Annotated in this window: 26 protein-coding genes; 22 read left to right on the top strand and 4 right to left on the bottom strand. The window is 58.0% G+C overall.

All coding sequences use genetic code 11. From position 1 onward, the window contains the following. Nucleotides 1-50: 50 nt before the first annotated feature. Nucleotides 51-1589, bottom strand: a complete 1539-nt coding sequence (locus JN12_RS01065; RefSeq protein WP_145017192.1) for a FecR family protein — start codon at nucleotides 1587-1589, stop codon at nucleotides 51-53. A gap of 222 nt (nucleotides 1590-1811) precedes the next feature. Between JN12_RS01065 and JN12_RS01060 the strand changes: the two genes are divergently transcribed. The 13 genes from JN12_RS01060 to JN12_RS01005 all read left to right on the top strand — a co-directional run bounded on the left by JN12_RS01060 (nucleotide 1812) and on the right by JN12_RS01005 (nucleotide 12929). After that, complete coding sequence (locus tag JN12_RS01060) at nucleotides 1812-2654, top strand: patatin-like phospholipase family protein (RefSeq protein ID WP_246125696.1); 843 nt, start codon at nucleotides 1812-1814, stop codon at nucleotides 2652-2654. Between the two features lie 85 nt (nucleotides 2655-2739). Next, nucleotides 2740-3075 carry a cytochrome C gene (locus JN12_RS01055; RefSeq protein WP_145017190.1) on the top strand — a complete coding sequence of 112 codons (336 nt, stop codon included), beginning with the start codon at nucleotides 2740-2742 and terminating at the stop codon, nucleotides 3073-3075. Between the two features lie 8 nt (nucleotides 3076-3083). Then, nucleotides 3084-4526 (top strand): pyruvate kinase, encoded by a 1443-nt coding sequence (gene pyk, locus JN12_RS01050; RefSeq protein WP_145017188.1) that lies wholly within the window; start codon nucleotides 3084-3086, stop codon nucleotides 4524-4526. A gap of 19 nt (nucleotides 4527-4545) precedes the next feature. Continuing rightward, complete coding sequence (locus tag JN12_RS01045) at nucleotides 4546-5670, top strand: oxidoreductase (protein WP_145017186.1); 1125 nt, start codon at nucleotides 4546-4548, stop codon at nucleotides 5668-5670. A 132-nt stretch (nucleotides 5671-5802) separates the two neighbouring features. After that, the gene (locus tag JN12_RS01040; protein ID WP_145017184.1) at nucleotides 5803-6708 is read left to right on the top strand and encodes an AEC family transporter; all 906 of its coding nucleotides are present in this window, start codon (nucleotides 5803-5805) and stop codon (nucleotides 6706-6708) included. Nucleotides 6709-6838: 130 nt separating this feature from the next. Continuing rightward, entirely contained in the window at nucleotides 6839-9535 is a 2697-nt protein-coding gene (locus JN12_RS01035) for a DEAD/DEAH box helicase (RefSeq protein WP_145017182.1), read from the top strand. Nucleotides 9536-9627: 92 nt separating this feature from the next. Further along, nucleotides 9628-9888 (top strand): type II toxin-antitoxin system Phd/YefM family antitoxin, encoded by a 261-nt coding sequence (locus JN12_RS01030; protein WP_145017180.1) that lies wholly within the window; start codon nucleotides 9628-9630, stop codon nucleotides 9886-9888. Continuing rightward, nucleotides 9888-10310: a type II toxin-antitoxin system VapC family toxin gene (locus JN12_RS01025; RefSeq protein WP_145017178.1), complete on the top strand. Its 423-nt coding sequence runs from the start codon at nucleotides 9888-9890 to the stop codon at nucleotides 10308-10310. The genes JN12_RS01030 and JN12_RS01025 overlap by 1 nt, the downstream gene beginning before the upstream one ends. A gap of 316 nt (nucleotides 10311-10626) precedes the next feature. Beyond that, complete coding sequence (locus tag JN12_RS01020) at nucleotides 10627-10905, top strand: type II toxin-antitoxin system Phd/YefM family antitoxin (protein WP_145017176.1); 279 nt, start codon at nucleotides 10627-10629, stop codon at nucleotides 10903-10905. Next, nucleotides 10896-11303 (top strand): type II toxin-antitoxin system VapC family toxin, encoded by a 408-nt coding sequence (locus JN12_RS01015; protein WP_145017174.1) that lies wholly within the window; start codon nucleotides 10896-10898, stop codon nucleotides 11301-11303. Before JN12_RS01020 ends, JN12_RS01015 begins: the two co-directional genes overlap by 10 nt. A 216-nt stretch (nucleotides 11304-11519) precedes the next feature. Next, a complete protein-coding gene (locus JN12_RS20685) occupies nucleotides 11520-12107 on the top strand; it encodes an SWIM zinc finger family protein (RefSeq protein WP_246125694.1) in 588 nt (195 codons plus the stop codon). Further along, on the top strand, nucleotides 12065-12589 hold the full coding sequence (locus JN12_RS20680) for a helix-turn-helix domain-containing protein (protein ID WP_246125692.1): 525 nt from the start codon (nucleotides 12065-12067) through the stop codon (nucleotides 12587-12589). Before JN12_RS20685 ends, JN12_RS20680 begins: the two co-directional genes overlap by 43 nt. 127 nt (nucleotides 12590-12716) lie before the next feature. Beyond that, complete coding sequence (locus JN12_RS01005; RefSeq protein WP_145017172.1) at nucleotides 12717-12929, top strand: hypothetical protein; 213 nt, start codon at nucleotides 12717-12719, stop codon at nucleotides 12927-12929. A gap of 60 nt (nucleotides 12930-12989) precedes the next feature. On the opposite strand, the gene JN12_RS01000 is transcribed toward JN12_RS01005, so the two are convergent. Beyond that, nucleotides 12990-14573 (bottom strand): peptide chain release factor 3, encoded by a 1584-nt coding sequence (locus tag JN12_RS01000; protein ID WP_145017170.1) that lies wholly within the window; start codon nucleotides 14571-14573, stop codon nucleotides 12990-12992. Between the two features lie 192 nt (nucleotides 14574-14765). Here JN12_RS01000 and JN12_RS00995 point away from each other — a divergent pair, with 192 nt between their 5' ends. From JN12_RS00995 to JN12_RS00975, 5 genes are all read left to right on the top strand, one after another. Further along, nucleotides 14766-15467: a PilZ domain-containing protein gene (locus JN12_RS00995; RefSeq protein WP_170241805.1), complete on the top strand. Its 702-nt coding sequence runs from the start codon at nucleotides 14766-14768 to the stop codon at nucleotides 15465-15467. A 20-nt stretch (nucleotides 15468-15487) separates the two neighbouring features. Next, nucleotides 15488-16336, top strand: a complete 849-nt coding sequence (locus tag JN12_RS00990) for a TatD family hydrolase (protein ID WP_145017166.1) — start codon at nucleotides 15488-15490, stop codon at nucleotides 16334-16336. Beyond that, nucleotides 16320-17102, top strand: a complete 783-nt coding sequence (locus JN12_RS00985) for a tRNA threonylcarbamoyladenosine dehydratase (protein WP_145017164.1) — start codon at nucleotides 16320-16322, stop codon at nucleotides 17100-17102. The genes JN12_RS00990 and JN12_RS00985 overlap by 17 nt, the downstream gene beginning before the upstream one ends. A 74-nt stretch (nucleotides 17103-17176) precedes the next feature. Then, nucleotides 17177-17674 carry a ferritin-like domain-containing protein gene (locus JN12_RS00980; protein WP_145017162.1) on the top strand — a complete coding sequence of 166 codons (498 nt, stop codon included), beginning with the start codon at nucleotides 17177-17179 and terminating at the stop codon, nucleotides 17672-17674. Continuing rightward, complete coding sequence (locus JN12_RS00975) at nucleotides 17675-17974, top strand: hypothetical protein (protein ID WP_145017161.1); 300 nt, start codon at nucleotides 17675-17677, stop codon at nucleotides 17972-17974. A 69-nt stretch (nucleotides 17975-18043) separates the two neighbouring features. Here the strand turns inward: JN12_RS00975 and JN12_RS00970 are convergent, their stop codons facing one another. Beyond that, nucleotides 18044-18811, bottom strand: coding sequence for a lytic transglycosylase domain-containing protein (locus JN12_RS00970; RefSeq protein ID WP_145017159.1), 768 nt, complete (start codon nucleotides 18809-18811; stop codon nucleotides 18044-18046). 95 nt (nucleotides 18812-18906) lie between these two features. Then, nucleotides 18907-20310 (bottom strand): sigma-54-dependent transcriptional regulator, encoded by a 1404-nt coding sequence (locus JN12_RS00965; RefSeq protein ID WP_145017158.1) that lies wholly within the window; start codon nucleotides 20308-20310, stop codon nucleotides 18907-18909. Between the two features lie 273 nt (nucleotides 20311-20583). On the opposite strand from JN12_RS00965, the gene JN12_RS00960 reads away from it, so the two are divergent. Genes JN12_RS00960 through JN12_RS00945 form a run of 4 tightly spaced genes read left to right on the top strand, consistent with a single transcriptional unit; the run spans nucleotide 20584 to nucleotide 24760 of the window. Continuing rightward, the gene (locus JN12_RS00960; RefSeq protein WP_145017156.1) at nucleotides 20584-21069 is read left to right on the top strand and encodes a chemotaxis protein CheW; all 486 of its coding nucleotides are present in this window, start codon (nucleotides 20584-20586) and stop codon (nucleotides 21067-21069) included. Between the two features lie 41 nt (nucleotides 21070-21110). Further along, nucleotides 21111-22955 carry a chemotaxis protein CheA gene (locus JN12_RS00955; RefSeq protein ID WP_145017154.1) on the top strand — a complete coding sequence of 615 codons (1845 nt, stop codon included), beginning with the start codon at nucleotides 21111-21113 and terminating at the stop codon, nucleotides 22953-22955. 19 nt (nucleotides 22956-22974) lie between these two features. Beyond that, nucleotides 22975-23844, top strand: a complete 870-nt coding sequence (locus JN12_RS00950) for a CheR family methyltransferase (protein WP_145017152.1) — start codon at nucleotides 22975-22977, stop codon at nucleotides 23842-23844. A gap of 13 nt (nucleotides 23845-23857) precedes the next feature. After that, complete coding sequence (locus JN12_RS00945; protein WP_145017150.1) at nucleotides 23858-24760, top strand: HDOD domain-containing protein; 903 nt, start codon at nucleotides 23858-23860, stop codon at nucleotides 24758-24760. Nucleotides 24761-24765: the final 5 nt, after the last annotated feature.

The following is a 24765-nucleotide window of genomic DNA, read 5'->3' as shown; positions in this document are numbered from 1 at the left end:
AACCTCCGTAACTCCCGTCTTGAGAATAACCAGATAGCGGCGCGAAAACCTTAGTACCTTCCCCTGCGTTGCCTCTCGACGGTGTCCGGGTGGTGTCCGTCCCTTTCGGTAGCCAGGGGACGTCCCTCCCGCTGGATCTGCTGCCGACCCTTCCGCTCTACCCGTCCTTCATGCCGGCCCGGTCCGGAGAGAACCGTTGCTGGTTGCGGCGGACGGACAATACGTGGGGGCCGCGTTCGTTCTTGCACCGGTAATGGCGGTACCACCCGGCCCGGGGAGAATACCGACCCTTTTTCATCGTGCAGGAGCCCGCGCTCCTGGCGAATCTGGTTGACGGTTAGTTGTCTGATCCGTACCGGAGGTCTGCGTTCCGGGGCTATAATCCGGATTATCGGGGCATTGGCCGAACGAACGGGGCGGAACGGTGGCGGGGCAAATGTGGCGCCCGGCCTGGTGAAGAGGTACTCCCCCCGAAGTCCGCCGTCACCCCTTCTCCCTGAAACAAAGGCATCTCTGTTGATGACGGTGACGCCGTTTCTGACCCTGACGTTACGGAACTCGAATCGGGACACCGGCTGGTTGACCGCTCCGTTCCAATGGTCGCTCCTACGGTGGCCATAATAGACCTCGCCGGGTGCCAGCGGCACCCATGCGACGTTGCCGGCGGTATAGGTCCAGCCGACATAGCCGGGTGCCCAGACGACCGAGTTTCGTGGTGGCGGTACCCAGCACCAGCCCCTGGCCGGAATGTGAATCCAGCGGCCATAATGGTGGGGTGCCCATCCCCAGGGGTCGTAGGATATCCAGACAAACTGGTCCATCGTCCATATCCAGCGTCCGGAACGGTACGGAGCCCAGTCGACTACGGTTACTCTTGGTGTCCAGACATAGCCGTACTCCTCGACAAGGGTCCAGGAGCCATTGTCGTCGAAATCCGTGGCAAAGTCGTCCAGTTCGTCGGGAAGATAGCGCAGGCTGACGCTGCCGCGGGCCAGTTTGTTGTCGCGATCGTGATTCCAGCGCTCCCATGGGTCGGGTTTTCCGAGGGGGAAGATCTCAGTGTCCATGGTTTGGGCAACCCGTAAAATACTACCGGCAGGGACCCGTATCTTGCCATTTGCGGTCTCGGTTCGGGAATACCCCTTCAGCACCGAGAGATCGGTGCTGCCACTCTCGCCAACATCGACCAGGACAATAGAGTTGTCATAGCAGCCGATGGAGGCGGCGGGGGTCTCAATCTGGATATAATCTATACCCCCCTTGCGGTTGTTGATATAGACATGACCCTGCTGCAGCGAAAAGTGGTGGGACTCTTCCTCAAGGGTCAGGATATCCAGGGCGGTGCGGGCATCAAGCCGCAGGTAGATGCCGCCCAGAAGATGGACCTCGGCCCGGCCGTTGTCAGGTACCCAGATCCGGTCTCCTTGCTTGAGAATCATGTTCTGGGTTGCCGGGAACCATTCGTCGTCCTCGCCGGTGTACACCTGCACATCGCCCTTGACAAGGCTCAAACGTGCGGTTCCCAGGTCGGCGCTCCAGGATGGGCCGGCAAAAGCAAGCACGGCCATAAGGAACAAAAGCCATCTCATATGCAGCTCCTTTTGCTGAACATGGTCTGCTGACAAGCCGAACCATGTACTGCTTTTTGTGGTGAGGTCCCGGGTGAGGTAACAAATATTTTAAGTATAGTAAGTATAACGCAGAGACTGTCACGTGGTTTACCCGTGCGATAAAATTGACAAACAGGGATTGCATCGATACTGTTACGGCATCGGCCGAATTGCTTATTTCTCCACAAGGAAGTGACACGAGTGCAACAGACGACATTGAAAGATGGACCGATCACCCTCATGCTGATCGGTGGGGGTAGCCGCTGCTCGTCATTTATCGGCGCCCTGAGGGCAATCGAGCAGAAAGGGCTCAACGTGGCTTCCGTGGTGGGGTCTTCAACGGGAAGCATCATAGCTGCCCTTTATGTCGCCGGCATGACCACCGACGAACTATACGCCGAGGCCCTGGAGCTTGATGCCGGTCGGTTCAAGGATATCAGCCCCGCTGCCATGCTGACCGGTTATGGGCTCTGCAGCGGTGAAGCGCTGGAACAGTGGCTGAGGGAGCGGCTGGAGGGGAAAACCTTCAGGACCCCCGGCCGTTGCCCGTTGCGGATTATCGCAACCGACATCCTGAACTACGAACCGTTGCTCTTCAGTGCCGAGACAACGCCCGACCTGGACATAGCAACGGCTGTCCGCTGTTCAGCCGGGGTCCCCGGCGTGTTTGCCTGCCGCCGGCTCAACGTGGCCGGGCGGGAACGGGTGCTGGTGGACGGCTCACTAATGGCCGGGCTCGTGGAGAAGCAGCTGGAGCGCAATGAAAAGACATTGGTGCTCAAGACGGTGTCGAAGCGGACGTTGCACCACGGCAAATCCGCACGGTTTAATCTGGAGAGGTATGCCCATGAACTGCTGACCTATTTCATACATGGTCAGGAAAAGGAGTTCGTCAAGGGGGGCAAGTGGAAAGATACCATTCTCATCTATTGTGCCGACATCTCACCGGCCCGTTTTTCGCTCAGTCGTCAGGAACGGATCTATCTGCAGGAGCAGGGATATGAGCAGACGCTCCAGTATCTGGAGTACAAGTGGGGCATCTGACCAGTTGTCATGACGGCCCGGTGTGTTATGATTTTTTAGTTGCTCTCTGCTTTCCGTAGTCCTGCCAGAATCCGAGGTGTTTATCATGCGACTCTCCCGGTGTCTCGTTGTTATGCTGTTTCCCCTTGCACTGTCCGCTTGTGCCATGTTCACTGCCTGGAAATCCATACCGCCGCCCGGAGGGTGCGACCAGTGCCACACTACCCCGATCGGGGGCGACTGGCAGGTGGCGTACAAGGCGCCGATCCTGTCGGACGAGCGGAACCGGCCGTATTTCCAGACCCCGGAATATACCATGCCCAGGCAGGATCAACCGTCGTCGGTCCTGGACCTGCGCAAGGTAGAAGAACTCAAGTGTTTCGAATGCCACAAGTCTCCGACTCCGGCCCATAGTGGACGGACTGGCCGTTTCCACCACTAAGGGAGCATATGAACCGTTTCAGCCGCAAGACCAAGATCGTCGCCACCCTCGGCCCGGCCAGCGCTACTCCGGAAAAGATCACCCGCCTCATGGATGTCGGGGTTGATATCTTCCGGTTGAATTTTTCCCATGGCTCCAATGAGGAAAAGGGGCGGATCATTGAACTGATCCGTCAGCTGTCGCTGAAGCGTGGCAAGGCGGTTGGCATCCTGGCCGACCTGCAGGGGCCGAAGATCAGGACCGGCCGGATGGAGAACGGTGCGATTCCCCTTCGGAAGGGGGAACTGATCGACATCACCACCGACGAAGTGCTCGGACGGCCAGGGCTCATCTCCACCATCTACAAGCCGCTGCCACTGGATGTCCGTCCCGGTTCCCGCATTCTCATGGACGACGGGCTGATCGAACTTAAGGTCAACTCAGTGGAGGGGAACCTCGTCCACTGTGTCGTGGTGGGGGGCGGGGTCCTGAAGGACCTGAAGGGGATCAATCTACCGGGAGTGGACGTCTCCAGCCCATCCCTTACGGATAAGGACCGCATCGACCTGGAGTTCTGCCTGGAGAACAAGGTCGACTACATAGCCCTTTCCTTTGTCCGTAAAAGCGCCGACGTGGAGGACCTGAAGCGGATCATATTCGAGCGGGGGCTGCATATCCCGGTGGTGGCCAAGATCGAAAAACCCGAGGCCTTACGCAACTTCAAGGCGATTCTGAAAGAGGCCGACGCGATCATGGTGGCTCGTGGCGACCTTGGAGTGGAGATCAGCGCCGAACGGGTGCCCCTCATTCAGAAGAAGATCATCAGGGCTTGTAACGAAGCGGGGAAGCCGGTCATCACCGCTACCCAGATGCTGGAGTCGATGATTCTCAACTCTCGCCCCACTCGGGCCGAGACCTCGGACGTGGCCAATGCGATTCTGGACGGCACGGATGCGGTCATGCTCTCCGGCGAGACCGCGTCCGGCTCCCATCCGGTGGAAGCGGTGCGTACCATGGCCAAGATAGCGCTGGATGTGGAACAGAGTGAGCTCTGGCGGTTGCCGCCGCGCCCCATTGTGCACAGTAACAGCATTGCCGTGGCCGTGGCCGAGGCCGCCTGCCACGCTGCCACCACCCTGAAGGCCAAGGCGGTGGTTGCGTTCACCCAGTCCGGGAGCACGGCCATGCTGGTTTCGAGGTTCAGGCCACAACTGCCGATCATCGCCTTCACCCCGGTACGGGAGATCGAGTGCAGGCTGGCGTTGTATTGGGGGGTCACCACCTTTTCGCCGGGTCCGACACCGGATACCGACTACCAGATCCGGCTGGTCGAAGAAACGCTCCTGGCCAAGGGGTTCAAGAAGGGGGACGTGGTGGTGATCACCATGGGGGTACCGGTGGAGAGCAGGGGATCAACCAATCTGATGCGGGTGCACAAGCTGGGTGCCGGCGGTTTTTACGAGATATTTTAGAAGTGTTTGTGGAGGAGCCATGCGCAAGCTGTTCGATGAAACCAGTATCAAGGGGATGCTGCTGAATAACAGGCTGGTCCGGTCCGCCACCTGGGAAGGGATGTGCGCTCCTGACGGGAGGCCGACACAAAAACTTGCCGCCTACTATGGGACTCTGGCCCGCGGCGGGGTGGGGCTGATCATTAGCGGCTATGCCTATGTCCGACCGGATGGAAAACAGTTGCCGGGCCAGTTGGGGGTGCACGACGATGCCTTTGCTGAGGAGTTGGCGGCACTGGCCGGCGCGGTCCATCGGGAAAGCGGTCGGATATGTCTGCAACTGGTCCATGCCGGAGGCCAGACAATGGCCAAGGTTGCCGGGAGGCAGCCTGTCGCTCCCTCGGCCGTGGCGGTCGACCAGTACCCCGAGATGCCGGCAGAGCTTTCGACGGACGACATCGCAGCCCTGGTTACCTGCTTTGCCGATGGTGCACGGCGCGCCAAGGGGGCAGGGTGCGATGCGGTCCAGCTCCACGCGGCCCACGGCTACCTGATCAACCAGTTCCTCTCCCCCCTTACCAACCGGCGGGAAGATGCCTACGGGGGATCGATCGAGAACCGCTGCCGTTTCCTCATGCAGGTGTACCGGGCAATACGGTGCGTTGTGGGCAAGGATTTTCCGGTTCTGGTGAAGCTGAACGGCTCCGATAACCTGCCGGGTGGACTCGATCTGGATGATGCCCTGGTGGCTGCCCGCCTGCTGGATGAGGAGGGGGTGGATGCCATCGAGGTGACCGGCGGCACCCCGGCTTCGGGCAACCAGACCCCGGTCCGCCAGGGAATCGACAAGCGCGAGCAGGAGGCGTATAACCTTCCCCTTGCCTACCGGATGAAGAATGCCGTCAGTTGCCCGATCATGGTGGTCGGGGGCTTGCGGTCGTTTGAGGTGGCCGAGGGGATCATCCGACGGGAGGAGGCCGATTACGTCTCATTTGCCCGGCCGTTCATCCGTGAGCCCCATCTGGCCCTCCGCTGGCGTGAGGGGAACGAGGTCCATGCCCGCTGCATCTCCTGCAACGGCTGCTTCAAGCCCGGCCTGAAAGAAGGGGGAATCTACTGCGTGGTGGACAAGATTGAACGGGAAAGCCGGGGAGTGTCCCTGTAGGCCATGTTTACGCTGAAAAAAACGTGTTCCTCTGAGTAACTCTGTTGCTATATTTGAAGCTACCAGTTTGTCCGCAGGAGTTGCGCCCCGCCCTGCGCCCGTTTACCAATCCCTGATCCCGGTTGCCGACCCATGTCCAATATTGTCCTCCTGATTGTCTGTTTTGCCGCCGGCATGGGGTTGCGCCGCACCGGCCGCTTCCCCGAGAGTACGCCGGCAGCCCTGAACGGTTTCATCATCCATATCTCGCTTCCCGCCCTGGCGCTCCTGCACATCCATCGCCTGAAGGTCGATCCTACGCTGCTCTTTACCGCGGGCATGGCCTGGTGCCTGTTCGGGGCGGGATTCCTCTTCTTCCGCCAGGCCGGGCGGCTCTTCAAGCTTCCCGCCGGCACCGTCGGCGCCCTGATCCTGGTGGGGGGCCTGGGGAACACCTCGTTCGTCGGCCTTCCCATGATCGAGGCCTACTACGGGAAGGAGTATCTGGGTATCGGGCTGATTGCCGACCAACTCGGTTCCTTTCTGGTCCTCTCCACCCTCGGTATTCTCGTTGCCACCCTCTACTCCAGCGGCAATGTCACCCCGCGCCAGGTGCTCCGGAAGGTCTTGTTGTTCCCCCCATTTCAGGCACTGATTCTGGCTTTCCTGCTCAGGCCGATGCCGTTTCCCGACTGGCTCGGCCTGGTGCTGCAGAAGCTGGGCGATACCCTGACGCCGCTGGCTCTTGCGTCGGTCGGCTTCCAGCTTCGCTTTGCCCGGATGAGGGAGGAGTTGACGGGGCTTTCCATCGGCCTGCTCTTCAAGCTGGTGCTCGGTCCTGCCCTTCTCTACCTGCTCTACGTGGTGATCCTCGGCGGCAGTGGCACGGTCATGCAGGTAACGATCTTCGAGGCAGCCATGGCGCCGATGATTACGGCCGGCATTATCGCCGTGGATCACAAGCTGAATCCTTCTCTCGTCACCCTGATGCTCGGCATCGGCATCCCGCTGTCTTTTCTGACCCTGCCGGTCTGGTGGTGGCTGCTGTACGGGGTGTGAGGGCGTGCTCTCCCGAGCAGCAGCATGACGCCGGCTTCGGTTCATTGACGCTTGCCGGTGCCGGTGATATGCTCCGTCCGCGGGGAAATCGTCTTTTCCCGTCATCATTGCCAGCGCAGGTGAACACCCAATGAACCTTACCCTCACGCCGTCCGGTCATCTGCTGCTGATTGATGCAGCATGCGGCGAGACATCGGACGTTTCCGCAGCCGGACCGTTCAACGCCGAAAGGATAGCCCGGGCCTTTGCGGAGTCCCAATCCGCAGGGATCATGACGCTTGCCGGGGGGAGGTCCGCTCCCGACTGGCCGCTCTCCTGGATGTTCTGGCGCGATTTCGGCGCCCGCTATCTGCTCCTGCTCTGCCAAAGCCAGCCAACTGCCGAGCGGCTGGAACCGTTACCCCCCCTTGATGATGCAACCCTCACCCATCTGACCCTCAGCATCCCTCCCATGCCGGGGGCCGAATACTGTACTCCCGAAGCGCTTGCCGCCATCTGGCGCACGCTCGGCGCCTGGGCACTGGATTCGATAGCCAGGGATACGGAGGGGCTGGCCGGCTTTCTGCACCGGTATGCGCCGCTCTGGCGGCAGGTGGGGCGGGTCTGTTTCCATCTGGCGGAGAACAGGCAGGACCCTGAATTCCCCTTTGCCTTCATGGCGACCTACATCCCCCGCCTGGGCAAAAACGCCCGTGCCCAGCATCTCCCCTTAAGCCAGGCGCTCCGCGAGTATGCCGGGGCCAATAACCGCGAAGCGCTGCTGCGCCTGCTGGAGCCGGTACACGAGGCAAGCACCCGCTGTGCCTGGGTGACGGAGCTGCTGGAGAGTGGCGATATCTATCACCCGCTGGCATGGACGCCGGAGGAGGCCTATCCGTTCCTGAAGGATGTACCAACTCTGGAGGAGAGCGGCCTCGTCGTGCGCCTGCCGGACTGGTGGAAGAAACGGCCCCGTCCACGGGTGCAGGCCGTCATCGGCTCCAGTGTCGGAGAATCCCTTTCGGCGCAGTCGTTGCTCGATTTCCGGGTGCAGCTGACCCTGAACGGCGCCGACCTGACACCGGAAGAGGTTGCGACCCTGACCGCAGCCGGTGAGGGGTTGACGCTCCTGCGGGGGGAGTGGGTCGAGGTGGATGGGGAAAAACTCCGCCAGGCCCTGGAGCAGTGGCGCCGGGTCGAGGCCGGGGCCGGGGAGGATGGCCTTTCCTTTGTTGAAGGGATGCGGCTCCTGGCCGGCGCCCGTCGTGACCTGGCCGGCGACGACCCCACGTTGGATGAAACCGGCTGGGCCTTTGTGGAGGCGGGGGGGAGGTTGCGGGAGATGTTGGCCGGGCTGCGGGAACCGGCCAGGCTGGCGGCAGTGCAGGCCGGTTCCCGGTTGCGGGCGACCCTGCGCCCTTACCAGCAGACCGGCCTCAACTGGCTCTGGTTCCTGTCGGAACTGGGGCTGGGCGCCTGCCTGGCCGACGACATGGGGCTCGGCAAGACCATCCAGGTTATCTCCCTGCTGCTGGCCCAACAGGGGCGCAGCGGGAAGCCCACCCCCAGCCTGCTGGTGCTCCCCGCCTCGCTGCTTGCCAACTGGAAGAGCGAGCTGGAGCGCTTTGCACCGTCGCTTTCGGTGGTATGCCTCCATCCGTCGGAAATCGAACGAGCGGAACTGGAGCGGATTGCCGCCGACCCCGCCTCAGGGCTCGCCTCCGCCGATGCGGTGCTGACCACCTACGGCATGCTGCAGCGCCAGGAGTGGCTGAAGGAAACGACCTGGAACCTGATCGTGCTGGATGAGGCCCAGGCAATCAAGAACCCCGGCACGCAGCAGGCCAAGGCGGTGAAGACCCTTTCCGGAAGGGCGCGCATCGCCCTGACCGGTACCCCGGTGGAAAACCGGCTCTCCGATCTCTGGTCCCTGTTCGACTTCATCTGTCCCGGCCTGCTCGGCTCTGCGCCCCGGTTCAAACAGTTCGTCACCTCGCTGGAAAAGCGCGAGTCGCCGTCGTATGCCCCGCTGCGCACACTGGTGCAGCCCTATATCCTGCGTCGCTTGAAGACCGACCGGAGCGTCATCAGCGATCTTCCCGACAAGGTGGAGATGGCGGCCTGGTGCGGTCTGAGCAAGGTGCAGGCCCGGCTGTACAGCCAGGCGGTGAAGGAGCTGGCCACAGCCCTCAAGGAGCAAGAGGGAATGAAGCGCCGGGGGCTGATCCTCTCAATGCTGATGCGGTTCAAGCAGATCTGCAACCATCCGGGTCAGTCCCTGGGGGACGGCGATTTTGCCGAGGAGCGGAGCGGCAAGTTCGTCCGCCTGCGAGAACTTGTGGAAGAGATCGCCTCGCGCCAGGAAAAGGTGCTGGTCTTTACCCAGTTCCGGGAGATGGCAGGGCCGCTGGCCGCCTTCCTGGCCACGTTGTTCGGCCGTCCGGGCCTGGTCCTGCACGGTGGCACACCGGTGGCGGCGCGCAAGAAACTGGTGGACCGCTTCCAGCACGAGGATGGCCCCCCGTTCTTCGTCCTCTCGCTCAAGGCGGGCGGTTCCGGTCTCAATCTGACCGCTGCCGGCCATGTCATCCACTTCGACCGCTGGTGGAACCCGGCAGTGGAGAACCAGGCCACCGACCGCGCCTTTCGCATCGGCCAGAACAAGAACGTCATGGTGCATAAGTTCGTCTGCAAGGGGACGGTGGAGGAGAAGATCGACGCCCTGATTACCGCCAAGGCCGGCCTGGCGACGGAGCTGCTGGAGGGGGCGGAAACCCTGCTGACCGAGATGGACGATGAGGCGCTGCTCAGGATGGTGACGCTCGATCTGGAGAAGGCGGGGATATGAAGTTGCTGAAAAAATTACATCTTCGTATTGACAAACCAGGTCATCCTTAGCACAATCTAGCCAGATGATCTAGCTAGTTGGAGGTGGTGAGTATGAATTCTCAATCGTGGCGGCTGCAGGATGCAAAAAACCAGTTCAGTAAAGTGGTTGAAGCTGCGCTTCATGGTGAGCCGCAGCATGTGACCCGTCGCGGGCGCGAAGTGGTTGTGATCGTTGCCGCCGATGAATACATGCGGCTTGAAAAGTTCAAGGCGGCAGCCATGCCCCGTTTTGTGGATCATTTGCTGGCAATGCCGAAGGATGATGAGGAGTTTGAGCGGCTGCCGTATGTTTCCCGCGAGGTCGAATTCTGATGTGGCTACTCGACACCATGGTGATTTCGGAACTGCGGAAGCGTGCTCCTGACCGGAACGTTGTGGCTTGGTTGTCGTCGGTCCAGGGGAAAGGCCTGTTTATAAGCGTGGTTACCATAAGCGAAATTCAGCGTGGGATCGCCCTGCAGCGGAGCAAGGATGCACCGTTTGCGGAGCGTTTGCAGCAGTGGCTGGACGTGCTGATGAGGGATTACGGTGATCGCGTGCTTCCGGTTACTCCGGACATTGCCTGCCGCTGGGGGGAGCTGACCGCACGTGTCGGTCATGACGGCGCCGATGTGATCATCGCCGCCACTGCCCTTCACCACGGCTTGTCCGTAGTTACCCGCAACGAACGGCACTTCAGCCCGTTTTCAGTCCGGGTTGTTAATCCGTACGACAACAACGGCACGGCATCTTGATGGTGCGGGGATGTGGCCGAATGATGGCAGGCGAGGAGTAAGTTCAAGTGTCAGACCTACACTCTTGACAAAGTCAGATGTGTAGGTCTGATAATCCTAATACTGCCTCAGTGTTTGGATTCACGTACAGGGGACTTGCACCCCATAAGTTCACGCCCATGCCGGGCGTACACCTTCGGCACGACCCCTCTCCCTACGGTCGAGGGTCAGCCTCAGCCCCGTTGGAACAAATTTAAATGAGCAGATGCGGATTAATTATATTGTCAGAACCAATAAATAATGCAAAATATGATTATCATATTTTGCGGAGGTTGCCATGCAAACAGTAATCAGTTCAACCGATGCGGTGAGAAATTTTTCGGAACTGCTTAATAACATTAAATACCGTGGAGATCGGTATACTGTTGTCCGTGGCGGAAAACCGGCCGCATCCCTAGTTCCGGTGGAACCGATCGACAGTGGCGCAACCCTTGCTGACCTGCGTAAGATTGTGCAAGCTTTCCCCCATCTCGACAGAAGTGACTCATTTGAAGCCGATGTTATAGCTGCTGCAAGTTCACAGCCTTCAATGCCAGAGGCTCTGCCATGGGAGTGATACTTGACTCCAGCGAGATCATCGTACTGGAAAGAAGCCGGGGGGTAGTTGAAAATCTAGTGGCTGGTCGTGAAGATGAGCCGTTCGGTATTAGCGTGGTAACAGTGGCCGAACTTCTCCATGGAGTCGAGCGGGCCGACACGGAAACCAGGAAAATAAGACGTCAGGCCTTTGTGGAAAAAGTGATCGAGATGATCCCTGTATTCCCGTTTGACATTGGAGTTGCCCGCATCTACGCCAGAATATGGGCATCACTGGTACAGCGAGGTTTTACGGTAGGTTCTCATGATCTGATTATTGCAGCGACGGCTATTTCTCTGGATTACACGGTTATTACCGCTAACCGGCGCGATTTTGAGAAAATTGAGGGATTACGCCTTGAAGTGCGACAGGCGTAGTTAATCTACGCACATCTTCACATGCACACAGGATAAATGTTCCATTTGGGAAGATGACCGGTTCACGCAAGGAATAGGCGTCAACCATGGAGTCAACCATGACCGCAGATTGCAGGTGATATTTCCCAAAAGTATTTTCCCGAGTTTGAACAACTCTATCCCACCCCGTCGGCCGGACAGCTTACCTAACGTGACGAACCGAAGGAAACCTTTACCATGAGATATTACGGCTGGGCGCCCTACGTTTCGGTGGCGGAGCGGCGGGCAAAGGCGGAGAAGCAGCTTGAAAAGATGAGGAAGAAGGGGCTCAAGGTGCAACCGGTCCTCTTGTCCGGCCGCAAGATCGCCGACTCCTTCTGGGGCAAGGGGTGGTGCGACCATATGGAGTCATTCGGCGATTATGCCAATCGTCTCCCCCGCGGCCGCAGCTATGTCAGAAACGGTTCGGTCTGCCATCTGGAAATCCGGAGCGGCCTGATCAAGGCCATCGTCAGCGGATCGTCGCTGTACAACGTTTCCATCACCATCACCCCGCTCAAGAAAACGAAATGGGATACCGTCAGGTCGGCCTGTACCGGGCGGATCGGGTCGTTGATCGATCTGTTGCGGGGCAAGCTGGACCGTGGCGTCATGGAGGTCGTTTCGGATCGCAGGGAAGGGCTCTTCCCGCTCCCCGGCGAGATGAAATTCGACTGTGACTGTCCTGACTGGGCCGGCATGTGCAAGCATGTGGCGGCGGTACTCTACGGTGTGGCGCCCGGTTGGACCACTCCCCGGAGCTGCTGTTTCTCCTGCGCGGGGTGAATCACGAAGAGCTGGTCGATGTCTCCGCGGCGGTTACGGATGCGGCCACGGCAGGGACCTCCCGCCGGAGGATAGCCGCAACCGGCATTGCCGACGTATTCGGGATCGATCTGGCCGGGTCGGGGGACGCGCTCCCACCGCCGCCGGCCGTTTCCGCCGCAAAGAGACCGGGCCGGGGGAAGGTGTCCACACCATCTGCCGATGCGCAGCCATCCGTTGCGAAACCGTCCACAAAAGCCGCTCCGGCAACGTCGGAGCGTCGCAACGGTACGGCCGGAACAGTGCCGTTTCCCGACCCGCTTACCGGTGATGCCATCCGTGCCTGGCGGTCATCTCTTGGTGAGACCCAGACGGAATTTGCAGCCCGCTGCAGGATTACTTCCTCCAGCATCTCGCAGTGGGAAAAGAAGGGGACGTCTGTCATCGGCGTGCAGTCCCGCACCCTGGCGGCACTGCGCAAGGCGTGGAAGCTTACACGTTAGACTTTCGTGTGCAAAACCGTCCTCGGAGACGCTCATGCTTGGCTCTTGCACACGCTGCAGCGGATTCGACAGACCTGCCGGATGCTCCCCCGTGCTATAATTGATGTAAGGAAAGGGGGCGTTGGTCATGAAAGGATTTGGGAGAAAAGGAATCAAGGCAGAATCGGTCGATGAGCGGTGCGACACCAAGGTCTGGAGCGGAGCGTGCGAAAAGAACGACTACACTGACAGCAGTGACAAATACCTCTGCGTTGCCTGCGGCACGATCAAAAACCTTGACCACGAGGTGCGGCACGAGGTGTTCCCTCTCGTCAGGGGCGATTATGACAACCTCAGTTGAAGAAGGCGATAACAACAATGCACCAACGAAAAAACCCTCCATGCGGAGGGCTTTTTCGTGTCAGCTGTGTTCCCGTGTTTCGTGGAACTCCAGTTCTTTCCAGTTTTCCATCGTGTTCTCCAGTCGCCAGGCACTGCCCGCCAGGTAGGCCAGGTTCCCTTCGCCGTCGATGTAGCAGTGCATCGCTTCCTTGCGCTGGAATTCATCCAGTTTTTTCCGCTCGCCGGTGACCCAGCGGGCGGTGACATAGGAGACCGGCTCGTAGGTGGCTTTGACCTTGTATTCATGCTCCAGCCGGTGCATGACCACATCGAACTGCAAGAGGCCGACAGCGCCGACGATCCAGTCGGAGCCCATCTGCGGGCGGAAGACCTGGGTGGTTCCCTCCTCGGCCAGCTGCACCAGCCCCTTTTCCAACGCCTTCGACTTCATCGGGTCGAGCAGGCGGACCTTGCGGAAATGCTCCGGCGCAAAGTTCGGGATGCCGGTGAATTTCAGATCTTCCCCCATGGTGAAGGTGTCGCCGATTTTGATGGTGCCGTGGTTGTGGATGCCGATGATGTCGCCGGGAAACGCCTCGTCCACGTTGGTCCGGTCCTGGGCCATGAAGATGGTGGCATTGGCGATCTGCACGTCGCGCCCCAGGCGCAGGTGACGGACCTTCATGCCGCGGGTGAACTTTCCGGAGCAGATTCGGAAGAAGGCGATCCGGTCGCGGTGGGCCGGGTCCATGTTCGCCTGGATTTTGAAGACGAAGCCGCTGAACGGTTCTTCGTAGGGGACAACGGTACGGGTGGTGGCTTCGCGGGGAAGCGGTGTCGGAGCATGCTCGACAAAGCTGTCCAGGAGTTGCTGGACACCAAAGGTGTTGACGGCGCTGCCGAAGAATACCGGGGTCTGCAGGCCGGCCAGGTACGCCTCCTGTTCGAACGGATGGGCGACCCCCTCGATCAGCTCGATGTCGTGGCGTAGCTCGTCCACCTGGCTCCCCAAAAGTTCCTCAATGCGAGGGTCATCCAGTCCCTGGACGGTAACGATATCACCCGTGCCCCGGTCGGCCTCGGCATCGAAGAAGGTCAGCTCCTTGGTGTACAGGTGGTAGGTGCCGCGGAAACGCTTGCCCATGCCGATCGGCCAGGTCATGGGGGCGCACTGGATCTTCAGGACGCTTTCGATCTCGTCGATCAGGTCGATCGGCTCGCGCCCTTCCCGGTCCAGCTTGTTGATGAAGGTCATGATCGGGGTGTTGCGCAGACGGCAGACATCCAGGAGCTTCTTGGTCTGGCTCTCCACCCCCTTGACCGAGTCGATGACCATGAGGGCCGAGTCGACCGCGGTCAGGACCCGGTAGGTGTCTTCGGAAAAGTCGTTGTGACCCGGCGTGTCCAGGAGGTTGATCTCAAAGTCTCTGTAGGTGAACTTCATGACCGACGAGGTGACCGAGATTCCCCGCTGCTTCTCCATCTCCATCCAGTCCGAGGTGGCGTAGCGGGCCGACTTGCGGGCGCGGACCTCGCCGGCCTGCTGGATGGCGCCGCCGAAGAGAAGGAGTTTTTCCGTAATGGTCGTTTTGCCGGCGTCAGGATGGCTGATGATGGCGAAGGTGCGCCGGCGGTCGATTTCGTGCTGGTTGTGCTTCTTCAAATCGTTGCTCCGTGTAGATGAGACTGGCACAAAATTATGGCGGGGCCGAACAGCATTGTCACAATGCCTCACTTTTCTCTGAAAAATCACTGGACAAAGAAAAGGCGAAGAGTTTATCTTCGCCTGACATGTGATAATGATTGCATGAACAGTGACAAAAGGGCAATAGATTTTTCAGGGACGCCAACCAGCATGAGTGACTACTACCAGATAGTCCCGGTGGGGACCGCACAGACAGACAGCGATGCCATCCTCGCCACGCTCAAGGCTGTCAAGGATGGGCAGCTGGCGAACGATCTCCGGCTTCTCAACTACTATCATGAGATTCCGGTCAGCTATGGAGCTACCGTCGACTTCATCGAAGGAGACATGGTCGACTTCGGGGTACACCAGCATCAGGCCGTGGTGATGAGGCTGGAAAAGTCGACCATCATCAAGAGCCGGCATTTCCCCCACGAGGTGATCGCCAATGTTTTCAGGGCTGATATCACCCGCTGCATGGTGACCCTTACCAAGTTTGCCTATGGTGTGGTTCGGGCCGAGCGCCGGCGGTTCGTGCGGGTTGCCGTTACCGAGGCGGTGGATGTTGTGTTCCGGACCGACACGGCGACCATTGGCGGCAGGATGACCGATATTTCCGTCGGCGGGATTTCCATACAGCAGGAGAAGGAAAGCGGCGCCATCGACGTCGGCTGCCAGGGTGTCGCCCGGCTGAGCCTGCTGGGCACCCCGCTGGAGATGCCGGCCCGTTTGATCAAGATCCTGTCGGAAGATGGGCAGTTTAAATATGTTTTTGAACTGGATACCTCCAGCAGGGAGGAGGCGGTGATTTCCCGCTTTATTTTCCAGCGCCAGGTTGAGATCATCCGGGAGCTGAAAGACCACATCGTCTGACATTCAGGTCCGTGGCGGCCATGTCCCCTTTGGTTCCCATTGCATACCCCACCACTCCGACCCTGGTAGATACCCACTGTCATCTCGATCTTCATCCGCTTGTCGACCAGCTTCCTGCAGTGCTTGACCGGGCAGGCGCAGCAGGCGTCCGCCGTTATGTCGTCCCCGGCGTGTCCGCCGAAGCGTGGCCGGCCATCGCCGGATGTGCCCGGGAGTATCCGGCCATTCTCCCGGCTTTCGGCCTGCATCCCATGCAGGCGGCTTCATGTTCCGAACAGCTGCTGGCTCATCTGACACGCTTCCTGCCGCAGGCTGCCGCTATCGGTGAAATCGGCCTGGACTATCTCCTGCCGGATCCGGACCGGGAACAGCAGCGGACTGCCTTTTGCGCCCAGTTGAGGCTGGCAGTCGCTGCCGGGCTGCCGGTACTGATCCACTGCCGCCGCGCCTTCAACGATCTCCTGACGATTCTCAGGGAGGAGCGGGTAGGGCGGGTCGGTGGCATCATGCATGCCTTTTCCGGCAGTGTCGAGGTTGCCCGTGACTGTATCCGGCTCGGACTTCTCATTTCCATTTCCGGCACCGTCACCTATCATAATGCCGTTCGGCCGGTTGCTCTGGTGCGTGCGCTTCCCCTGGAGAGTCTGGTCCTTGAGACCGACGCCCCGGATATGACCCCCGAACCATGGCGCGGACAGGATAATGAGCCGGCCTTTATTGTCGAGATTGCCAGGGCCGTGGCAACCATCAAGGAGGTCGATATGGCTACCGTGGCGGCGGTTACCACCCGCAACGCACTGCGACTTATCGGCCGGCACGGCAATACGAGCAACAAGCATCCCGGAGGCGCACATGTCCCATCTCCATAGATTCTCCCGCACCGAACTCCTGGTCGGCAGCGCCGGCCTGGAACGTCTGCAATCCGCCAGCGTGGCGGTTTTCGGTCTGGGCGGGGTTGGCAGCTTTGCCGCCGAGGCCCTCTGCCGTGCCGGTGTCGGCCGGTTGACCATCGTCGATTTCGACGATATCTGTCTCACCAACGTGAACCGGCAGCTCCATGCCATGGACGGCACGGTCGGCAAGGCCAAGGTGCAGGTCATGGCAGATCGGTTGCGTCTCATCAACCCCGACGCCGAAATTGTCCCGTACCGTGATTTTTATGCAGCGGAAAACAGCGAATTTCTCCTTAATGGCCCCTATGACTATGTGGTGGACTGCATCGATCACTTCACCAGCAAGGTGCATCTGATCGTCAGTTGCCTGGAACGGGGAATCCCCATCATCGCCAGTATGGGGGCGGCAGCCAAGCTTGATCCGACCAAGATCCACGTTGCCGACATCGCCGATACCCACAAGTGCCGCATGGCTCGGTCCGTACGCAAGCTCCTGCGGCAGCGGGGGGTTGAACGGGGGGTGACGGTTGTCTATTCCACCGAGGAATACCGCGAACCGCTCAGCAGGGACGCCGGCTGCAAGAGCGACTGCATCTGTCCCAATCGTGGCGAACAGCAGTTTTCCTGCGAGCATCGACGGGTCATCCTTGGCAGTGTTTCGTACATTCCTTCCATTTTCGGTTTGACCATGGCCGGTATGGTGGTTACCCATCTGCTTTCCACTGCTTCAAACGCAAAATAAGGGGGGCTGTTGAAGTTGCAGAGGAGTTGGCTATACTGTTTGCACTAACCAATTGTGAACGGGAGGGACATGCCATGGGAAAGGAATATTCGCTGCAGGAGGCACTGAAACTGGCAGTACAGACCGAGAAGGACAGTATGGACTTCTACCGCAGGGCCGCATCGGTAACCAAAAACGAGCGGGCAAAAAAGGTGTTCGAACTGCTGGCCAACGAAGAGGTGGGGCATCTCAAGTCATTTCTTGAGCACTACAAGGGGACCGAGTTCGGCGATCTGAAGAGTTTCATCGATTCTCCACCCAATGCCAAGAGTGCCACCATAATGGCTCTGGAAAAGGCGATTAAGGAGGATACCCCTGAGCAGCAGGCCCTGGAGATCGCCATGAAGGAGGAGAAGTCCGGTATCCAGCAGTATTCCCTGTTGGTAAAGGACATCATCGATCCGCTGGTGCGGGGGGTTTTCGAGCGGGTCATCAAGGAGTCCCAGGGACACTATGACATGATCGAGGACGAGTACATGCATATCATGGGGATGGTTGATAAGTCCGATCAGGACACCTATGTGAGGGAGTAAATGAAAGCGCCGGCACAAACCGTTGCGTTGGCGTTTCTCCTGTGCGGGGCTGCTGCATTCGGTGCGACCAGGGAAGAGGTGCAGGGCATTGCCTACCATGAGCAGGGGCTCAAGGTGGTAGAAGAAAAGTGCCTTTTTTGCCACAATCGCCATAGGATCGACGCTGCCATCAAGAGCCGTCAGAATATGGAAAAGGTGTTGAAAAAGATGGAGGGAAAGGGTGTCATCCTGACCGACAAGGACCGACAGGTAATGGGTCATTTTTGGGAAAAAAGCCCCTTCAGGGAGCCTCGCAAGTAACGATCCTTGCATACGTGAGAATATAAAGGGCGGCCGGGGAATCCGGCCGCCCTTTGTCGCTGCGGGGGCTCAGGCGATGTTCTGGGAATAGAGGGTTTTTACCCTGGCAAGATAGGCGCGGGTTTCGGTGGGGAGCGCACTCCCCAGCCCTTTACGGTCAACATTGCCCGGTCCCCAGTTGTAGGCCGCCAGTGCGGCATCCATGTTGCCGTTGTAACGTTCCAGCAACTCCTTCAGGAACCGGGTGCCGGCCATGACGTTTTGTTCCGGATCAAAGGCATTGGTGACGCCGAGCTGCCGGGCCGTGGCGGGCATCAGTTGCATCAGCCCCTGGGCACCGGCTGATGATACCGCCCTGGGGTTGAAATTGCTTTCGGCCTTGACCACTGCCTTGATGAGCCCGGCCTCCACACCGTAACGTCTGGAGGCTTTCTGTATGATGCCATCGATGCTGCCAGTCGCTGCCGGTTCCTCTGCCTGAGGTGGTGCCGGTGGGGCGGTTTTCGGCACTACAGCCGCTGGTGAAGCAGGTTGGTTGGCGACAGAATTTTGACCCCCCTGGCGAGATACTTCCAGGAATGCCTGTAAGGCTTCCCGTGCCGGAGAGGTGGGGGAAGGACCATCGTCCGTCGCTAAGGCGCTTCGCATCATCTCCAGTCGCAATACTTCCGCCGCGGTGGCGACGACTGTGGCGCGGTCCTTGCCTCGGGCGTTGTCTGCCAGTGCGAGGATCGCATCGAATGCGGGTCCGCTTCCGGACCGTGGCGTTACTGCCGGGGCGGGGCGCTCTTCGGTGCGGATCGGTTGCGGTGTATTCTGCAGTTGGGAAATGGACATGCTGGCTCCTGCTTTGTCAAGTTGCAGGCAGAGAAAAGCATGGAACGTGCCAGTAAGGGAATGTTTTTCGGTTTGTCAGCTGAACGGCAGAACTCTCAAGTGTCTAAAGAACGCGTGGATGACGGAAGGAATAGCTGCTTTTTTTTCAGCTTTTCAATGAGAGTCGTTCGTTTGAGATTGAGGAGATTGGCGGCTTCTTTCTTGTTGCCGCCGGTTTTCTGCAAGGCCTGAAGGATCAACTGATTCTCGAACTCTTCTACGGCAGTGTTGAGGCAGAATCCTTTTTCCGGCAGCATGAGAGGTTCGGAGGCCGGCAGCGGCCGTGATCCGCGATATTTATCGGGTAGGTCATCAGGGGTTATCGAGCCACTCCCTTTGAGGATAACCAGCCGTTCGACGAGGTTTTCCAGTTCCCGTACATTGCCGGGCCAGTCATAACCGCAGAGCAGGTTCATGGTGCTTCGGTCGAGTCCGGTGACCTTGTTGTGCTTGTCCCGATTGAACCGTTCGAGAAATGAGTTGATCAGGAGCGGGATGTCATCGTTTCGCTCCCGGAGCGGGGGAAGCATGATCGGTATGACAGAGATCCGGTAGTACAGGTCTTCCCGGAACTCCTTTTCAGCAACCATCTTGTCCAGGTTCTGGTTGGTGGCGGCTATGATCCTTACATCCACCTTTTTGGAGCTTGTGGAACCAACTGGCTCGATTTCCCTGTTTTGCAGAACCCGCAGCAGCTTTACCTGAAGATTGGGTTTCATGTCCCCGATTTCATCCAGGAAGAGGGTGCCCCGGTCAGCCATTTCAAAGCGGCCGATCCGCGTGGCAATGGCACCGGTAAACGAGCCCTTCACATGGCCGAACAGCTCGCTTTCCAGCAGGTCATCGGGTATGGCTGCACAGTTTACCGGGACAAAGTTTCGGTTCCGGCGGGTGCTGAGGTCATGAATGGCACGGGCGACCAGTTCCTTGCCGGTCCCTGATTCGCCTTGCAACAGAACGGTCGAGTCCGAGCCGGCAACCTTTTCGATGAGCTCGAAGAGGGAGAGCATCTTGCGACTCTCGCCGATTATGTTGTTGAGCAGGGAGCGGTTCTTGACCTGGGGTTTGGTGCGAAAGCTTCTCGTTTGAAGTGTCTGATGTTCCAGACCGCGCCGGACGTGAGATTCAAGGTCCTCAAGGTTGAACGGTTTTTCCAGAAAAAAGAAAGCGCCGGCCTTGAGCAGGTTAGCAGTCATCTCGAAGTTGGCAAATGCGCTGTATACTATAGTAACTATTTCCGGATGAGTTGCCTTGAGATTCTTGATGAAATCGAGACCATTCACCCTTGGCATCATCAGGTCGGTGATGACCATGTGGATGGTATCCTGATCGATTTTTTCCAGGGCGTCCTGGCCGTCAATTGCCTGCAGGATCTGGTAACCCTTGTAGGCCAGGAAGGCGGCGACGAAATCACGGGTTTTCTTGTCATCGTCGACAATCAGGATTCTCGCGGTATCCATTGGCTTCCGTTCGCGAAGAGGGTATTTTTTGTGCGCACCAACTATACCGTCAATATTTTACCATGTCAATTAAATGACTTCAGGTTTGGAAAAAAAATGACAAAAATGTGACAGGTTCTCTGCTGGAATGAGAATGTTTTTAAAATCAATTAATGGGCGAACGAATAAAAACTATTTAACCAGTAGCTGCTAGTGCCGAATAAGATACAATCATTCTCTAGGCAGCAGCGTTGAGGGTGGCGGATTTCCGCTGAGTCAGGGGGGCTTGAGACGATGGATATCATTAAAGAACATTCAGATATTGGTGTCGGAGAGTTGATCCAACTGGTGAGCTTCATGCTGGGCGAGGAGGAGTTTGGCGTGGATGTGCTGAAGGTCAGGGAGATCATTCGCATGCCGGAGATTACCCGAGTCCCCAACACCCCCCATTATGTGGAAGGGGTGATTAATCTTCGGGGGAAGGTTATTCCGGTCATGTCCATGCGCAACCGTTTTGGCCTCGAGCAAAGGGAGTGGGACAAGCAGACCCGGATAATGGTTATGGAAGTTGACAGCGAGCTTATGGGGTTTATCGTTGATTCTGTTTCCGAAGTCATTCGCATCTCTGAACAGGAGATTCAACCTCCGCCCGCAGTCGTTTCTACCGGAGTGGACCACGAGTGTCTCTCCGGCATTGTCAGCCAGCGGGAGCGTCTGCTGGTCCTTCTTGACCTTGAAAAGGTCTCCAGCAAGGAAGACCGGATGCTCTTATCGATGTAGACCCAAAATTGCTTTTCAATCTTGGATAGTGTGGAGTGGCCATGCCGTTTGCGCCGGAAGATCAAGAACTAATTGATGGATTTTTGACAGAGACCACGGAGCTATTGGATAAGCTCGATGATGATCTGGTCACTTTGGAAAAGACCCCGTCCGATATGGAACTTCTGAACGGTATCTTCAGATCGATCCACACGGTAAAGGGAGCGTCCAGCTTTCTCGGTTTTGATCTGCTGGTCAAAGTGACCCACAAGACTGAAGACGTTCTCAATCGCCTCCGCAAAGGTGAGTTGGTGGTCAACCCCGAGATCATGGATGTGATCCTGGAAGCGGTCGACCTGGTGAAGGTCCTGGTGGGAGATATCAAGGCCGGAGAGATAGTGGAGCGGGAGATCGACGGGACAGTCACCAAGCTGCTGCCTCTCCTCTCGGAGGGGGCAGGTGAGGCGACGGTGCTTGCCGCTCCGCAGCAGGTCGTTTCGGCGGCAGCTTCAGCGGAAGAACCACCGGCCGAGGCTGGAGAAGCGTCTTCCTGTTCCGTACAAGAGCAAGAAAAGGCTTCCACTGACGAGCAGCAGGTAGCTGAGTCGTTACAGCCAACAAAGGAGAAGGCACCGCCACCAAGGCCTGCGGCACCGCCGGCAGTGGCGCCGGGCAAGGAGTTGAAGGCCAAGCCCGAGGACCTTACCGATAGTTCGACGGTCAGGATTGACGTCAAACGGATCGATGATCTGATGAACCAGGTTGGCGAGTTGGTGCTGGAACGAAACCGTATGCTGCAACTGGATAGCGATTTGCGTAGCGGTGCCGATATGAACCGGTTCAGCGAAGAGTTCGGCAAACTGGCCAAGCGGCTCAATTTCGTTACCTCGGAAGTCCAGATGCAGGTCCTCAAAATCCGGATGATTCCGGTGGAGAAAGTCTTTAAGAAGTTCCCGCGGATTGTCAGAAATCTGGCTCGTGAATTGGGAAAAGAGGTGGAACTGCACCTCCTCGGTGAAGAGACCGAACTGGATCGCTCGGTGGTGGATGAAATCGGTGACCCCCTGACCCACCTGATTCGCAATGCCATGGACCATGGTGTCGAGATGCCCGAGGAACGGGCCGCTGCTGGTAAGTCCCGGTGCGGCACCATCGTTCTTTCCGCGGCGCATGAGGGGAACCAGATCGTCATCAGTATCAAGGATGACGGCAAAGGGATTGATCCTGACAAGGTGGCAGCCAAGGCTGTTGAGAAGGGATTGGTCACCCAGGCCCAACTGGCTAACATGGGGACCCGGGAGATCCTTGACCTCATCTTCCTGCCCGGTTTTTCCACGAAAGAAGTTACCACCGACCTGTCGGGACGCGGGGTTGGCATGGATGTGGTGCGGACCAATATCAAGAAACTGAACGGCATCATCGAGATCCGTACCGAACTGGGGCACGGCAGCGAATTTATCCTGCGGCTCCCCTTAACCCTTGCTATAATTCAGTCATTGTTGGTGGATGTGGAAGGAGAGATTTACTCGATTCCACTCGCTGCAGTGTTCGAGACCCTGCGGGTGGAGATGAAGGAATTTCATACGGTGGGAGGACAGGAGGTCCTCAAACTGCGGGATTCCGTGCTGCCGCTTGTCCGCCTTGAGCGGGTTTTCAACGTCAATCATACCTATGCAAACGACGTGTCGTGCTATGTGGTCGTCGTCGGTGTGGCGGAAAAACGAGTGGGCGTGATCGTAAGCAGGTTGCTCGGACAACAGGAAGTTGCCATCAAGTCGCTGGGCAAATATCTGGCAAATGTTCCCGGGATAGCCGGGTCGACAATACTGGGTGATGGCCGTGTCGCCCTTATCGTCGATCCGGTAGGCCTTGTGGAGGGAAACGAAGGAGGGAGTGCCGGTCGTTAGCGGCTGGTGCGGACAACCTATGGCGTTTGAACCGGTTACAGGGGGGAAAACAGCCCCTTCCAAGATTTCTGACAAGGATTTCGAGCTCCTCAGGGATTATATCTACAATCTCTGCGGGATCTATTTCCATGCCAGCAAGAAATATTTCCTCGAAAGCAGGCTTTCACGGCGGATGGAGGCGACCGGCAGCAAAACCCATACTGATTATTACCAGTTGGTCAAGGGGGCTGGTGGCAGCGGGGAGTTGAAGAAGCTGCTGGACGAAATAACCACCAATGAGACCTGCTTTTTCCGTAACCTCCCTCAGCTCAATGCCTTGGAGAACAAGCTCCTGCCCGAAGTGGTGGAGACCAAGAGCAAGATTGGTTTCCGCAAGCTGCGGATCTGGAGCGCCGGGTCCTCTTCCGGGGAAGAGGCCTATACCATGGCCATGATCCTGGCGGAAAAAAGGTCAACGATCCTTAAAGACTGGATCATCGAGATCATCGGGACCGACATCAACGAGACGGTGTTGGCCATGGCCCGAGAAGGGATCTACAATAGCTATTCGGTCAGGAATACCCCCGACTATTATCTGAAGAAATATTTCACCAAGGAAGGCCCCGAACGTTTTGTTCTCTCGCCGGAGGTCAAAAAGTTCGTTACCTTCTCGTCCCTCAACCTGTATGACGACACCAAGATGATCTTCATGAAGAGCTTTGATTTTATCTTCTGTGCCAACGTGCTCATCTACTTTGACACTGCCTCCAAATCGAAGGTCGTGCAGCACTATTATAATAACCTGCAACCCTATGGCTATTTCTTTGTCGGTCAGTCCGAATCACTGCACGGGGTGAATGACAAGTTCAAGACGGTCCACTTCCCGGGTGGTTTCGCCTACAAGAAGTGAGGAAACGGTAATCATGGACAAGACGGCTATGGTACAAAAAGCCCGGGAGATGGTGGCAGAGGTCGATGAACTCCCCACCATTCCGGTGGTGGCGATGAAGGTGCTGGAACTGCTGGAAAAACCTGATGTGGAGCTGGACGAGGTGGTGGATCTGATCCTTACCGACCAGGTCATGGCGGCACGGGTCATCAAAATCGTCAATTCCCCCCTTTACCGGGCGGCCCATGAGATCTCGTCGGTCAAACAGGCGCTCATCTATCTCGGGTTCCGGCATGTTCGGGAACTGGCGCTTACCTGTTCGTTTATCGAGGCCTTCAAGGACAAGGACGGTGCGTTTGATGTTCAGACCTTTTGGGAACATTCCTTTGGTGTCGGCATTGTTGCCAAGCTCATTGCCCAGCGGGCACGGTACCATGACATTGAAAAGGCGTACCTTGTCGGCATCATACACGATATCGGCGAGGTCTTTCTGAGCTACTACCACCAGGACGAGTTCATGAAGATTGTTGCATCGAAGCAGGGCGAGCCGTGCAAGTTCTACACCCTGGAAGAGGAGTATTTTGGCACCACCCACTGTGAGGTTGGCCTCTGCATTGCCGAAAAATGGAATTTCCCCAAGGAGTACAGGGAGATCATTTCCCTCCACCATACTCCGCTGGAAGCGACCATTGACCCACCGCTCAATGCCATCGTCAACCTGGCCGACCTCTTCTGTACGGTGCGGCAACTCGACTACGGCGGGCGGGAGTGGATCTCGTTCAACCTGGCAGAGGAAAAGGCCTGGGAGATTTTGAAGAATTATGCTCCCCACCTGGGAGGCCTGGATGTGGAGCGATTCTGCTATGAGCTTGATGACAGGGTGGAAGAGATTCAAGAGTTGGTCCGGTCGATCTTTGCCGGCATAACGGAGGAGTAACGCGA

The organism is Geobacter argillaceus (assembly GCF_007830735.1).
GTDB lineage: Bacteria > Desulfobacterota > Desulfuromonadia > Geobacterales > DSM-12255 > Geomobilibacter > Geomobilibacter argillaceus.
This window is presented reverse-complemented; position numbering and strand designations above follow the sequence as displayed.